This window comes from Actinoplanes subglobosus (assembly GCF_042650585.1).
GTDB classification, from domain to species: Bacteria; Actinomycetota; Actinomycetes; order Mycobacteriales; family Micromonosporaceae; genus Actinoplanes; species Actinoplanes subglobosus.
In genome coordinates, this window is record NZ_JBHSBL010000006.1 from 586284 (window position 1) to 598291 (window position 12008).

General features: G+C 70.1%; 14 protein-coding genes. 12 read left to right on the forward strand and 2 right to left on the reverse strand.

Annotation, left to right across the window (positions count from 1 at the left end; all coding sequences use genetic code 11):
* Nucleotide 1 precedes the first annotated feature (1 nt).
* The 11 genes from ACFO0C_RS08850 to ptsP all read left to right on the forward strand — a co-directional run bounded on the left by ACFO0C_RS08850 (nucleotide 2) and on the right by ptsP (nucleotide 8829).
* Nucleotides 2-649 (forward strand): adenylate kinase family protein, encoded by a 648-nt coding sequence (locus ACFO0C_RS08850; protein ID WP_378066060.1) that lies wholly within the window; start codon nucleotides 2-4, stop codon nucleotides 647-649.
* 10 nt (nucleotides 650-659) lie between these two features.
* On the forward strand, nucleotides 660-1241 hold the full coding sequence (locus ACFO0C_RS08855; protein ID WP_378066061.1) for a hypothetical protein: 582 nt from the start codon (nucleotides 660-662) through the stop codon (nucleotides 1239-1241).
* A 40-nt stretch (nucleotides 1242-1281) separates the two neighbouring features.
* Nucleotides 1282-2001, forward strand: a complete 720-nt coding sequence (locus ACFO0C_RS08860) for an NUDIX hydrolase (protein WP_378066062.1) — start codon at nucleotides 1282-1284, stop codon at nucleotides 1999-2001.
* Between the two features lie 151 nt (nucleotides 2002-2152).
* Nucleotides 2153-2914 carry a DeoR/GlpR family DNA-binding transcription regulator gene (locus ACFO0C_RS08865; RefSeq protein WP_378066063.1) on the forward strand — a complete coding sequence of 254 codons (762 nt, stop codon included), beginning with the start codon at nucleotides 2153-2155 and terminating at the stop codon, nucleotides 2912-2914.
* A 64-nt stretch (nucleotides 2915-2978) separates the two neighbouring features.
* Nucleotides 2979-3917: a 1-phosphofructokinase gene (gene pfkB, locus ACFO0C_RS08870; protein ID WP_378066064.1), complete on the forward strand. Its 939-nt coding sequence runs from the start codon at nucleotides 2979-2981 to the stop codon at nucleotides 3915-3917.
* 65 nt (nucleotides 3918-3982) lie between these two features.
* Nucleotides 3983-5104 carry a mannitol-specific PTS transporter subunit IIC gene (gene mtlA, locus ACFO0C_RS08875; protein WP_378066065.1) on the forward strand — a complete coding sequence of 374 codons (1122 nt, stop codon included), beginning with the start codon at nucleotides 3983-3985 and terminating at the stop codon, nucleotides 5102-5104.
* Between the two features lie 19 nt (nucleotides 5105-5123).
* Nucleotides 5124-5432 (forward strand): PTS lactose transporter subunit IIB, encoded by a 309-nt coding sequence (locus ACFO0C_RS08880; RefSeq protein WP_317791348.1) that lies wholly within the window; start codon nucleotides 5124-5126, stop codon nucleotides 5430-5432.
* The gene (locus ACFO0C_RS08885; protein WP_378066066.1) at nucleotides 5425-5874 is read left to right on the forward strand and encodes a PTS sugar transporter subunit IIA; all 450 of its coding nucleotides are present in this window, start codon (nucleotides 5425-5427) and stop codon (nucleotides 5872-5874) included. The genes ACFO0C_RS08880 and ACFO0C_RS08885 overlap by 8 nt, the downstream gene beginning before the upstream one ends.
* Nucleotides 5871-6911: a zinc-dependent dehydrogenase gene (locus tag ACFO0C_RS08890; RefSeq protein WP_378066067.1), complete on the forward strand. Its 1041-nt coding sequence runs from the start codon at nucleotides 5871-5873 to the stop codon at nucleotides 6909-6911. Before ACFO0C_RS08885 ends, ACFO0C_RS08890 begins: the two co-directional genes overlap by 4 nt.
* Before the next feature lie 9 nt (nucleotides 6912-6920).
* Nucleotides 6921-7193: an HPr family phosphocarrier protein gene (locus tag ACFO0C_RS08895; protein WP_106324284.1), complete on the forward strand. Its 273-nt coding sequence runs from the start codon at nucleotides 6921-6923 to the stop codon at nucleotides 7191-7193.
* Complete coding sequence (gene ptsP, locus ACFO0C_RS08900; RefSeq protein WP_378066068.1) at nucleotides 7186-8829, forward strand: phosphoenolpyruvate--protein phosphotransferase; 1644 nt, start codon at nucleotides 7186-7188, stop codon at nucleotides 8827-8829. The genes ACFO0C_RS08895 and ptsP overlap by 8 nt, the downstream gene beginning before the upstream one ends.
* On the opposite strand, the gene ACFO0C_RS08905 is transcribed toward ptsP, so the two are convergent.
* Nucleotides 8822-9247: a hypothetical protein gene (locus tag ACFO0C_RS08905; protein ID WP_378066069.1), complete on the reverse strand. Its 426-nt coding sequence runs from the start codon at nucleotides 9245-9247 to the stop codon at nucleotides 8822-8824. The genes ptsP and ACFO0C_RS08905 overlap by 8 nt on opposite strands.
* Nucleotides 9248-9282: 35 nt before the next feature.
* Nucleotides 9283-10041, reverse strand: coding sequence for a polyphosphate kinase 2 family protein (locus ACFO0C_RS08910; RefSeq protein ID WP_378066070.1), 759 nt, complete (start codon nucleotides 10039-10041; stop codon nucleotides 9283-9285).
* Between the two features lie 59 nt (nucleotides 10042-10100).
* Here ACFO0C_RS08910 and tyrS point away from each other — a divergent pair, with 59 nt between their 5' ends.
* Nucleotides 10101-11357 (forward strand): tyrosine--tRNA ligase, encoded by a 1257-nt coding sequence (gene tyrS / locus ACFO0C_RS08915; protein ID WP_378066071.1) that lies wholly within the window; start codon nucleotides 10101-10103, stop codon nucleotides 11355-11357.
* Nucleotides 11358-12008 lie beyond the last annotated feature (651 nt).

Below are 12008 nucleotides of genomic sequence, written 5' to 3' on the forward strand. Positions count from 1 at the left end.
CATGCGCAAGTACGTGATCATGGGCGTGCAGGGCAGCGGCAAGGGCACCCAGGCCAAGATGCTTCGGGGTGATCTCGACCTGGTGCACATCAGCGTCGGTGACATCTTCCGCTGGCACGTGCGCCAGCACACCAAGATGGGCGCCCAGGTCAAGCGGATCATGGCGGCCGGTGAGCTGGTCAGCGACGAGCTGGTCGAGGAGGTGGTGCGCCGCCGGATGGGCATCCACGACTGGAACTACGGCTTCATCATCGACGGGTTCCCACGCAACGGGCGGCAGGCCGAGTTCTTCATGGAGAGCTACGACATCGACGCCGTCATCCACCTGGAGCTGCCCGACGACGAGGTGCGCCGCCGGGTGCTCAGCCGCCGGCTCTGCCCGAGCTGCGGGATGGACTACAACCTGATCGCCGACCGGCCCGAGGTGGAGGGCCGCTGCGACATCTGCGGGAACGAGCTGATCACCCGGGCCGACGACACCCCGGAGGCGCTGGAGTCTCGGCTGACCGACTACCACGAGAAGACCCGGCCGGTGCTGGAGCTGTTCCGGCGCAAGGAGGTCGTGCACGACGTCGACGGCCGTCCCCCGGTCGAGGACGTGCAGCAGGCCATCCGCAAGACCCTCGGCCTGCCCGCCTATCGCGGCTAACATCCGCCGGGTGACTCTCACCCCAGAAGATCTCATCGGGTACGTCGAACGTGACCTCGACGCGGACATCGCTCGCTGGTTCCCCACTGGGGAGCCGGCCGAGGTACCGGCCGAGACCCGTTCGATCGACCATCTGCTGGATCGCCTGCCGCCGGCCGGGGCCACCGCCCTGGCCGGTTTTGATCGGCGGGTGCGCGAGGGCCGGATCCCGAGGCCGTTCGACATCGCCGACTGGTCGTACGGTTTCGACTTCGCCGCCAACGGTTGCACGATCCTGGACGCCGACTACGAGACCGAGCTGACCGACGACGACGTCTTCACGATCGGCGCCGACGGTGGCGGCAACCTGTTCACGGTGCTGGCGAACGGGCAGGTCGCGGTCTGGTTCCACGAGGAGGAGGTGCTGGAGGGCGGCACCCGTTTCGATCACCTGGACGTCTTCCTGTGGTCGCTGGTGCGCTACTACGCGGTGCGGGCCGGGGTGCTGACCCGGGCCGAGGTGGAGGCGGACTTCCGGTCGCTGGGCCAGGACGGTGCGCTCGCCGAGAGTGTCGGTCTCCTGGCCGGCATGAAGGACTCTTCCCCCGAATAGGGCAATCCGATCAAGACGGGCGCGGGCCTACCGTGATCCCGTGTACCTCGGTCCGTCGTTCTCCGCGCCCGTCATCGCCGCCGGAACGGTGCTGTGGCGTGGCGCGGAGAACGCACGGGAGGTTCTCGTCGTGCACCGCCGGCGCGGCGAGTGGTGCTTTCCGAAGGGGCGTGCGGCGTCCGGTGAGCACATGGCGGTCGCGGCGGTCCGGGTCGTCTCCGAACGGACCGGGCTGACCGTCCGGCTCGGCCCGTGGCTGGGCGGCACCGACTATCTGGAACAGGGCTGGCCGGAGCACGTCGACTATTTCGCGGCCGAGGTCGATCCGGCGGCGACCTGCGCCTTCACGGCTTCCGACGAGGTCGACGACATGCTCTGGCTGCCGCCTCGGCGGGCCGCCGACGCGCTCAGCCGTCCCGATGACGTGCGCATTCTCGGTGAGTTGCGGAACCGGGCGCGGGTCAGCACCAGCACCGTCCTGCTGATGCGGGACATGCCGTCGCCGGTACGCCCGGTCATCTCCGCCTACGGTGCCGGGGAGCCGTGCCGGGGCGCCGATCCGGAGAGCGCGCTGAGGATCGCCGAGGAGTCGTTCGCGGCCGGCCGCCCGGCGGCGCTGTGCGCTGAACTCGCCGCCGTGCAGGAGTTGTCACGCCGCCTGTCGCCGGTCCCGGTGGAGGCGACGATCCCGTCCGGCGGTCTGCTCGTCCTGCACGGCACCCCGCTCCGCGTCGTGTCCGTCGAGCGTCACCTGGTGTAAACCAACACAACCGGACTTTCCTAATTGGGTCTGTTTTGCGGTGATATCTCCTGCGAATTTAAGAGACCGAAATCTCTTCGACATATTGCGCTCGGGCAGAACCGGGCGTAAACAAAGACAAAGCCAAAACGAACCAGGCGGGTGAGCAAGGATGTACGCGGAGGAACGCCAGCAGGAGATAGTGCGGCGGGCCCGTGCCGAGGGCCGGGTCGACGTCGTCGCGCTGGCCGAGACCTTCGGGGTGACGGCCGAGACGATCCGCCGCGACCTGACGGTGCTGGAGCGCTCCGGCGTTCTCCGCCGGGTCCACGGTGGCGCGATCCCGGTCGAGCGGCTCGGCTTCGAGCCGGCCCTGGCCACCCGGGACGCGGTCCTGATCAGCGAGAAGGAGCGGATCGCCAAGGCCGCGCTCGCCGAGGTGCCCGAGGACGGGGCGATCATCCTGGACGCCGGGACCACCACGGCCCGCCTGTCCCAGCTGCTGCCCGCCGACCGCGAGCTCACCGTGGTGGTGAACTCGCCGGTGCTGGCGGCCGCGCTCGGCGTCAAGCCCAACCTGACGGTCCTGCTGCTCGGCGGCCGGGTCCGGGGCAAGACGCTGGCCACCGTGGACGACTGGGCGCTGCGGCCGCTCGCCGACATGTATGTGGACGTCGCGTTCATGGGCACCAACGGGTGCACCGTCGAGCGCGGTATGACCACTCCGGACCCGGCCGAGGCGGCGGTCAAGCGGGCGATGATCGCCGCGGCCCGCCGGGTGGTGCTGCTCGCCGATCACACCAAGATCGGCAACGACTACCTGGCCAAGTTCGGCGCTCTCACCGACCTCGACCTGCTGATCACCGACAACGGCCTGGACCACGACCTGGCCGCCGAGGTCGAGGCCACGGGTGTCCGGGTGGTGAAGGCATGAGCGACCGAAGGGAGTTTATGCCTTCACACGGATGCGCTTTTGACTCCCGAGTGGGGGAAAAAGCATGATTTTGACCGTCACCCTGAACCCCAGCGTCGACCGGGCGCTGGAGGTCGACGCACTGGTCCGCGGCGAGGTGCTGCGCGCCGCCGACTCGCACATCGACCCGGGCGGCAAGGGCGTCAACGTGTCCCGTGCGCTGCTCGCCAACGGGGTCCGTTCCACCGCCGTCGTGCCGACCGGCGGCGCCGAGGGCGAACAGCTCGTCGACCTGCTCAACGCCGAGGGTGTCGACCTGCTGTCCGTGCCGATCGCCGGCCGGACCCGTTCCAACATCACCCTGGCCGAGCCGGACGGCACCGTCACGAAGATCAACGAGGCCGGCCCGGTCCTCTCCGACACCGAGTTCGCCCAGGTCAGCAAGGCGGTCCTGGACGCCGCGGAGCACGCCGACTGGGTGGTCATCTGCGGCAGCCTGCCGCCCGGCCCGAGCATCGACGCCTTCGCCGACCTGTGTTCCCGGCTGGTCGGCGCGGGCAACCGGCTGGCCGTCGACAGCAGCGGCCCGGCGCTACTGGCCGGTGTCGCCGCCGGAGCCGCCCTGGTCAAACCCAATCGTGAGGAACTCGCCGAGGCGGTCGGAGCGGAACCGGCCACTCTCGGCGACGTCGTCGAGGCCTGCCGCCGGCTGCGGGCGGCGGGTGCCGGAGCGGTCCTGGCCAGCCTCGGCGCCGACGGGGCGGTTCTCGTCGACGCCGACGGAGTCCTGGCCGGTGTCTCCCCGGTCAGCGTGCCCCGGAGCACCGTCGGTGCCGGTGACGCGCTGCTCGCCGGATTCCTCGCGGCCGGCGCGCGGGGCGCCGCGGCGCTCACCGAGGGACTGGCGTGGGGCGCGGCCGCGGTCTCGCTCCCGGGCAGCCGCATGCCGACCCCGGCCGACCTCGACCGTACGCACGTGCGGGTCACCCCCGACCCCGACCCGTCCCGCCTTCTCCACTCCTGAACCCCGGCCGCTTCCAGCCGGCTGAACACACCACCCCCACTCTCCACACCGAATTGGAGATCCTCATGGCCTCTTCGTACACCCCCGAGGTCAGCGGTTCCGGAATACGGGCCCGCGTCCAGAAGCTCGGCGGCTACCTCGCCGGGATGGTGATGCCCAACATCGGGGCGATCATCGCCTGGGGTCTGATCACGGCACTCTTCATCCCGGTCGGCTGGCTGCCGAACGAGAGCCTGGCCGAGCTCGTCGGCCCGATGATCACGTACCTTCTCCCGGTCCTGATCGGTTACACCGGCGGCCGGATGGTCCACGGCCAGCGCGGCGCGGTCGTCGGCGCGACCGCCACGATGGGTGTCATCGTCGGCGCGGACGTCCCGATGTTCCTCGGCGCGATGATCATCGCCCCGCTCACCGCCTACGTGCTGAAGCTGTTCGACAACGCGATCGAGGGCAGGATCCGCCCCGGGTTCGAGATGCTCGTCGACAACTTCTCGGCCGGCATCATCGGCGGTGGCTTCGCGATCCTCGGCAAGCTGGGCATCGGCCCGGTCGTCAACGCCCTGACCGAGGCGGCCGGCAACGGCGTCGACTGGCTCCTCGACCACAGTCTGATGCCGCTGGTGTCGATCCTGGTCGAGCCGGCCAAGGTGCTGTTCCTCAACAACGCCATCAACCACGGCGTGTTCAGCCCGCTCGGCGTGCAGCAGGTGGCAGAGCACGGCAAGTCGATCCTGTTCATGATCGAGTCGAACCCCGGCCCCGGCCTCGGTCTGCTCCTTGCCTACTTCTTCTTCGGGCCGAAGTCGCTGCGCCCGACCACCCCGGCCGCGATGATCATCCACTTCTTCGGCGGCATCCACGAGATCTACTTCCCGTACGTGCTGATGAAGCCCCGCCTGATCCTGGCCATGATGGCCGGCGGCATGGCCGGTGTGGCCACCTTCATGGTCACCGGCGCGGGCACCGTGGCCTCCCCGGCCCCGGGCAGCATCTTCGCCTTCTTCGCCGTCACCGCCAAGGGCAGCCACTTCGGGATGATCCTCGGCGTCATCCTGGCCGCCGCGGTCACCTTCGGTGTCGCCTCCCTGCTACTCGGGTTCGGCAAGCTCAAGTCCGACCAGGAGCCGGAGGAGACCACCGAGGGCGCGGACGACGACGTCGAGGCCAGCCGCAAGGAAAACGCGTAACCACCACAGGAGAGAAGTCATGGCAACCATCAACGGCAAGGACATCCACAAGCTCGTGGTCGCCTGCGACGCGGGAATGGGCAGCAGCGTGATGCTGGCCAGCACCCTGCGCAAGCAGCTCGGCAAGAGTGGGGTAACGGTCGAGCACACCCCGGTGAACTCGATCCCGGCCGACGCCGACGTGGTGGTCTGCCACAGCGGCCTGGCCGCCCGCGCCCGCTCGGTCGCGCCGGACAAGCCGATCGTCCCCTTCCAGATCTTCCTCGGCGACCCGGCCGTGACCCGCGTGGTCAAGGCCATCCAGCAGGGGACCGACCTCAATGTCTGACCAGCTGCTCGACCCCCGGGCCATCCGGCTCGCGGAGACGGCCGCCGGCCGCGACGACGCGATCCGTCGCTGCGGCGAGGTCCTGGTCGAGATCGGCGCCGCCGAACCGGGCTACATCGACACGATGCTGGCCCGGGAGCGGTCGATCTCCACCTACGTCGGCGAGGGGGTCGCCATCCCGCACGGCACCCTCGCCGGCAAGGACCTGGTGAAGCGCGACGCCCTGGCGGTGCTGCGCTTCCCGGAGACCGTCGACTGGGACGGCGAACCGGTCACGCTCTGTGTGGCCATCGCCGCCCAGGGCGACGGGCACGTCGAACTGCTCGCCGCTCTCGCCGAGATCCTGCTCGACGAGGACCAGGCCCGCGAACTGCGCGAGGCCACCGAACCCGAGACCGTGACCCGGCTTCTCGGGAGCATCCAGGAGGAAGCAAAACCATGAAGGTCGTACGATTCCACGCCCCCGGCGACGTCCGTTTCGAGGATGCGCCGGAGCCCGAGGCCGGCCCCGGAGAGGTCAAGATCCGGGTCCGGAACTGCTCCACCTGCGGCACCGACGTGAAGATCTCGAAGTTCGGCCACCACCACATCCACCCGCCGCGGGTGATGGGCCACGAGATCGCCGGTGAGATCGTGCAGGTCGGTGAGGGCGTCGACGGCTGGTCCGCCGGCGACCGGGTGCAGGTCATCGCCGCGATCCCGTGCGGCGAGTGCGCCGAGTGCGAGCGTGGCCGGATGACGATCTGCCCCAACCAGGTCTCCATGGGCTACCACTTCGAGGGCGGCTTCGCCCAGTACATGGTGGTACCCCGCGAGGTCCTCAAGGTCGACGGCCTCAACCGCATCCCGGAGGGCGTCTCGTTCGCCGAGGCGTCGGTGGCCGAACCGCTGGCCTGCGCCCTCAACGCGCAGAACCTGGCCCGCGTCGGCGACGGCGACGACGTGGTCGTCATCGGCTCCGGCCCGATCGGCTGCCTGCACGTCCGGCTGGCCCGGGCCCGAGGCGCCGCCCGCGTCTTCCTCGTCGAGCTCAGCCGCCAGCGCCTGGAGATGGCCGCCAACCTGGTCAAGCCGGACGCCGCGATCTGCGCCGGCGAGGTCGACCCGGTCGAGGAGATCCTCAAACTGACCGACGGCCGCGGCGCCGACGTCATCATCACCGCCGCCGCCTCCGGAAAGGCTCAGGAGCAGGCGATCCTGATGGCCGCCCGGCAGGGCCGGATCAGTTTCTTCGGCGGACTGCCCAAGGACAACCCGACCATCACCTGCGACTCGAACCTGGTCCACTACCGGGAACTGATGATCGTCGGCGCCAACGGCTCCAGCCCGGCACACAACGCCGAGGCCCTCAACCTGGTCGCCACCGGCGCGGTGCCGGTCGCCGACCTGATCACTCACCGCCTCCCGCTGGAGAGCGCGATCGACGCCTTCGGCATCGTCGCCCGCGGCGAGGCCATCAAGGTCACCATCGAACCCTGAGGAGCTGCTATGCCCACGCGCACGGTGACCGTCGGTTCCAGCAGCGGCCTGCACGCCCGCCCCGCGAAGATCTTCGTCGAGGCGGCCGCGAAGGCTCCGGTCAAGGTCACGATCAGGTCCGGCGACCGTAAGCCGGTGCCCGCCAAGAGCATGCTGTCGGTGCTCGCCCTCGGCGCCAAGCAGGGCACCGAGGTGATCCTGGAGGCCGAGGGGGACGGCGCCGACGAGGCCCTGGACAGCCTGGCCGAACTGCTGGCGAAGGACCTGGACGCCGATGTCTGAGGTGCTCACCGGCATCGGGGTGTGCGCCGGGATCGCCGCCGGTCCGATGTTGCGGATCGCGGCCGCCCCGGCGCTCCCGGCCCCCGTCCCGGTCACCGACGCCGCGGCCGAGTACACCCGGGCCGAGGCCGCACTGGCCGAGGTGGTCGCCGAACTCGGCCGCCGCGCCGACCGGGCGGCCGACGCCACGGTCGCCGAGGTACTGCGGGCCGAGGCGCTGATGGCCGACGACGAGGAGCTGCGCGACGGCGTACGCGAGCTCATCGACGACGGCCACGACGCACCGCACGCGATCGACGGCGCGTTCGCGACGTTCCGGGAGGCCTTCGCCGCCGCCGGCGGCTATCTCGCCGAACGTGTCGCCGACCTGGACGACCTCCGCGATCGCGCGGTCGCGGTCCTGCTCGGCCTGCCGATGCCGGGCGTCCCCGCGCCCGGCCACCCCTACGTCCTCGCCGCCCGCGACCTGGCGCCCGCGGACACCGCCGACCTCGACCCGGACCAGGTCATCGGCCTGGTCACCGAGGTCGGCGGCCCGACCAGCCACACCGCGATCCTGGCCCGCGCGCTGGGACTGCCCGCCGTGGTCGCCTGCCCCGGCGTGCTGGCCGTGCCCGACGGCACGTTCGTGCTGCTCGACGGCGCGTCCGGGCAGGTCCGGACGGACGTCACCGAGGTCGAGGCGAAAGCCGCGGCCGAGGAGGCGGCCCAGGTGGCTGCCGCGGCGTCCACGTTGACCGGTCCAGGGCAGACCTCCGATGGGTACGGGGTGAAGCTCCTGGCCAACGTCGGTTCGGCGAAGAACGTCCCGTCCGCCGACGAGGCACACGCCGAGGGGATCGGCCTGTTCCGTACCGAGCTGCTCTTCCTCGACCGGGCGCAGGAGCCCACGATGGACGAGCAGGTCGCCGCGTACCGGGACGTGTTCACCGCCATGGCCGGGCGGCGCGTCGTCATCCGTACCCTCGATGCCGGCGCCGACAAACCGCTGCCGTTCCTCAACCAGGACGGTGAGCCCAATCCCGCGCTGGGGGTCCGTGGCCTGCGTGTGGCGCGGCAGCGCCCGGACGTGCTGACCACGCAGCTCGCCGCGATCGCCGAGGCCCGGTCGCAGACCGGCGCCGACGTGTGGGTGATGGCCCCGATGGTGTCGACCCTCGCCGAGGCGACCGGATTCGCCGCCGCCGTGCGCGACGCGGGCCTGCCGAAGGCGGGCGTGATGATCGAGGTCCCGGCGGCCGCGCTGCGAGCCGCCGACCTGCTGCGGGTCGTCGACTTCCTGAGCATCGGCACGAACGACCTGAGCCAGTACACGTTCGCCGCCGACCGGATGTGCGGCGACCTCGCCGACCTGCTCGACCCGTGGCAGCCGGCCCTGCTCCAGCTGATCGGCGTGTGCGGGGAGGCCGGCCGCGCGGCCGGCAAACCGGTCGGGGTGTGCGGGGAGGCGGCCGCCGATCCGCTGCTGGCGCCGGTGCTCGTCGGGCTCGGCGTGACCAGCCTGTCGATGTCCCCGCGGGCGATCGGCCCGGTCCGTGCGGCGCTGGCGGCCCGCACCGAGGCGGACTGCCGGCGGCTGGCGGAGCTGGCCGTGGCCGCGCCGGACGCGGACGGGGCTCGCCGGGCGTCTAGTTGAACGGGAAACCGGGCGGGAACGCCGGTGTCGGAAAGGTCTCCACCTTGCGGATGACCTTGAACAGCACCGGCGGCGCGCTCGTGGTGTCCGAGTACGTGACGATCTTCTTGTCCTCGCCGTCGCGGTAGCGGACCGTCACCTCGTACCGGTAGCGGCCGGACCTGTCCTCCGGCACGTAGTGCGACCGGAGGCCGCGGAAGGCCGGGCTGGACGCCAGCCGCAGCACCTCAGCAGCCTCCCGGAGCCCACCGGACACCTGGAAGACCGAGATCTGGCTCTTGCCGCGGGTGCGCTCCACCGACACCTGCACCGCTCCGGGGGCCGGCGCTGCCACGGCCGCCCCGGCGGCGCCCGCCACGATCCCGGCGAGACCGAGCAGCAGGGTCACGCCGCGCGGATACTTCCTGCTCATGGTCATGCCCCACGGTATCGGGCATTTAACCTTTTATGCTGTCAAAACGCGCTCAAGTCATATCCCCGCTTCTCCAGTTTCGTCTCCAGTACGTGACACACCTGCTCCACCACGGCGAACCGCGCATACGGCTTCCCGTCGCCGGCGATCACGTGCCAGCGGGCCTTCGGCTGATCCGTCCGGTCGATCATCTCCTCGACCGCGGCCTCGTAGTCCGCCCGCTTCTCCCGGTTGCGCCAGTCCTCGTCGGTCAGCTTCCACTGCCGCAACGGATCCACCCGCCGGCTCTCGAACCGCTTCAGCTGCTCCTCGTCCGACACGTGCATCCAGAACTTGATCAGGATCATGCCTTCGGCGGTCAGCGTCCGCTCGAACTCGACGATCTCCTGATACGCCCGCTTCCACTGCTCACCGGTGGCGAAACCCTCGACCCTCTCGACCAGCACACGGCCGTACCAGGAACGGTCCAGCACCGCCATCCCACCCTTGCCGGGCAGCACGTTCCAGAACCTCTGCAGGAAGTGGTGCCGCTTCTCGTCATAGGTCGGAGCGGCGAACTGCGCCACCCGCACGTGCCGGGGGTCGAGCGGCTCCACCAGGCGCTTGATCGCCCCGCCCTTGCCGGACGCGTCCCACCCCTCGAAGACCACACACAGCGGCGGCCCGATCCGCTTCTCCCCGATCTGACCGCCCAGCAACAGCCGCAGGCGCAACAGACGCTGCTGCGCGGCCTCCAGCCGGGCCTCGGCCTTCTTCTTGGAGATCTCGAACGGGGGAACGGCGCTACCCAGATGACCCATCCGCCCAGCATCCCTAATCCCGTTGTGATCCGCAGCAGCCGGTGCGGGAGAATCCGGGTGTGACTTTCGTAGACGACCTGCTGTGGCGCGGACTGATCCAGGACTCGACCGACCCCGACGAGCTCCGCAAGAAGCTCGACGGCGGCTCGATCACGTTCTATGTGGGCTTCGACCCCACCGCCGCCTCGCTGCACGTCGGTCACCTGATGCAGGTGTGCACCGCACGCCGCCTCCAGCTCGCCGGCCACCGCCCGCTGCTGCTCGTCGGCGGTGCCACCGGCCAGATCGGCGACCCGCGCGAGTCCAGCGAGCGCAGCCTCAACCCGCCCGAGGTCGTCGAGGGCTGGGTGCAGCGCATCCGCACCCAGCTCGCCCCGTTCGTCACCTACGAGGGTGACAACGCCGCGACCCTCGTCAACAACCTCGACTGGACCGGCCCGATGTCGGTCGTCGACTTCCTGCGCGACGTCGGCAAACACTTCCCGGTCAACAAGATGCTCGCTCGCGACGTGGTCCGGAACCGGCTGGAGAGCGGCATCAGCTTCACCGAGTTCAGCTACCAGCTACTCCAGTCCAACGACTTCCATCAGCTGCACGTCCAGCACGGGTGCATGCTGCAGTTCGGCGGCTCCGACCAGTGGGGCAACATCACCGCCGGCGTCGACTTCATCCGCCGCCGCGGCGCCGGCCCGGTCAGCGCCTTCGTCACCCCGCTCGTGCTCAAGGCCGACGGCACCAAGTTCGGCAAGACCGAGGGCGGCGCCGTCTGGCTCGACCCGAGCATGACCACGCCGTACGGCTTCTACCAGTTCTGGATCAACAGCGACGACCGCGACGTCAACCAGTACCTGCGCTACTTCAGCTTCAAGTCCCGCGAGGAGCTGGAGGAGCTGGAGAAGTCGACCGCCGAGCGGCCGCAGGCCCGGCTCGCCCAGCGCGCCCTCGCCGAGGAGCTCACCGCGCTCGTGCACGGTCCCGAGGAGGCCCGGCAGGCGATCGCCGCCAGCCAGGCCCTTTTCGGGCGAGGTTCGCTCGACGAGCTGTCCGCGGACACCTTGCGCGCCGCGTTGTCCGAGGCAGGTCTCCTTGAGGTACGAGGTGAGCTCCCAGCCGTGGGAGTGCTGCTCAAGGACACCGGTCTCGTGGCGTCGGCGAACGAGGGCCGCCGCACGATCACCGAGGGCGGCGCCTACCTGAACAACGAGCGCATCACCGACGGGGAGGCCGTCGTCCCGGCATTCGCCCTGCTCCACGGCCGTTTCCTGGTGCTCCGCCGCGGCAAGCGCACCTTCGCCGGCGTCGAACTGCTCCCCTGACCACAGCCCACCCCGACCCACCGCGCCCCGGATCTCCAGATCCGGGGCGCCTGTTTACCTCGGGGCGTTGCTGGGGCGTCTGTTTGCCTCGGGGCGTTGCTGGGGCGCCTGTTTACCTCGGGGCGTTGCCGGGCGTCTCTTACCTCGCGGCGTTGCCGGGCGCCTCGTCCGCCGCGTTTCGCTTCCCGTGGCGGCCGCCGTGGTCCGGGGTGCCGGGTTGCGCTGGCGTGGCGTGCGGCCTGCTCCCGTGCGTTGCGGGCTGCCGGTCGCGCGGGTCCGGTTCAGCACCGCCAGCCGTCGTCGGCGGTGGTTATCGGCACGCTATTCGGATGCTCAGCGACGGCTGGCCTGGTCAGGGCCGTCTGCTGGGTCGCCGAGCTGAGGAAATAGGGGGATTTTTCGGTGTGATCGGCGTCGCCTGGCCCCCGATTTGGAGTTGATGGGAGGGGCGGGTAATGTTTACCGAGCCGCCAGGGAGACGGGCGAGCGAGCGGGACCTGAAGTTGGGGCCCGGCCGGCCGTCCTGACGGAAACCCTTACAAGATCGCACGATCTAGCATCGTGTGTCTTTCGGGGTGCCTGTGCAGTTTCTGTGATTGTTGAATTCGGTTGCGAAACGCGGATTTGACACGGCGGAAACGGCGGGTAAAG

What these genes read in the sequence shown, in the direction of transcription:
- ACFO0C_RS08890 (WP_378066067.1), top strand. Translation starts at nt 5,871, where the DNA reads ATGAAGGTCGTACGATTCCACGCCCCCGGCGACGTCCGTTTCGAGGAT.
- ACFO0C_RS08905 (WP_378066069.1), bottom strand. Translation starts at nt 9,247, where the DNA reads ATGACCATGAGCAGGAAGTATCCGCGCGGCGTGACCCTGCTGCTCGGT.
- pfkB (WP_378066064.1), top strand. Translation starts at nt 2,979, where the DNA reads ATGATTTTGACCGTCACCCTGAACCCCAGCGTCGACCGGGCGCTGGAG.
- ACFO0C_RS08885 (WP_378066066.1), top strand. Translation starts at nt 5,425, where the DNA reads ATGTCTGACCAGCTGCTCGACCCCCGGGCCATCCGGCTCGCGGAGACG.
- ACFO0C_RS08880 (WP_317791348.1), top strand. Translation starts at nt 5,124, where the DNA reads ATGGCAACCATCAACGGCAAGGACATCCACAAGCTCGTGGTCGCCTGC.
- ACFO0C_RS08895 (WP_106324284.1), top strand. Translation starts at nt 6,921, where the DNA reads ATGCCCACGCGCACGGTGACCGTCGGTTCCAGCAGCGGCCTGCACGCC.
- mtlA (WP_378066065.1), top strand. Translation starts at nt 3,983, where the DNA reads ATGGCCTCTTCGTACACCCCCGAGGTCAGCGGTTCCGGAATACGGGCC.
- ACFO0C_RS08865 (WP_378066063.1), top strand. Translation starts at nt 2,153, where the DNA reads ATGTACGCGGAGGAACGCCAGCAGGAGATAGTGCGGCGGGCCCGTGCC.
- ACFO0C_RS08910 (WP_378066070.1), bottom strand. Translation starts at nt 10,041, where the DNA reads ATGGGTCATCTGGGTAGCGCCGTTCCCCCGTTCGAGATCTCCAAGAAG.
- ACFO0C_RS08850 (WP_378066060.1), top strand. Translation starts at nt 2, where the DNA reads ATGCGCAAGTACGTGATCATGGGCGTGCAGGGCAGCGGCAAGGGCACC.
- ptsP (WP_378066068.1), top strand. Translation starts at nt 7,186, where the DNA reads ATGTCTGAGGTGCTCACCGGCATCGGGGTGTGCGCCGGGATCGCCGCC.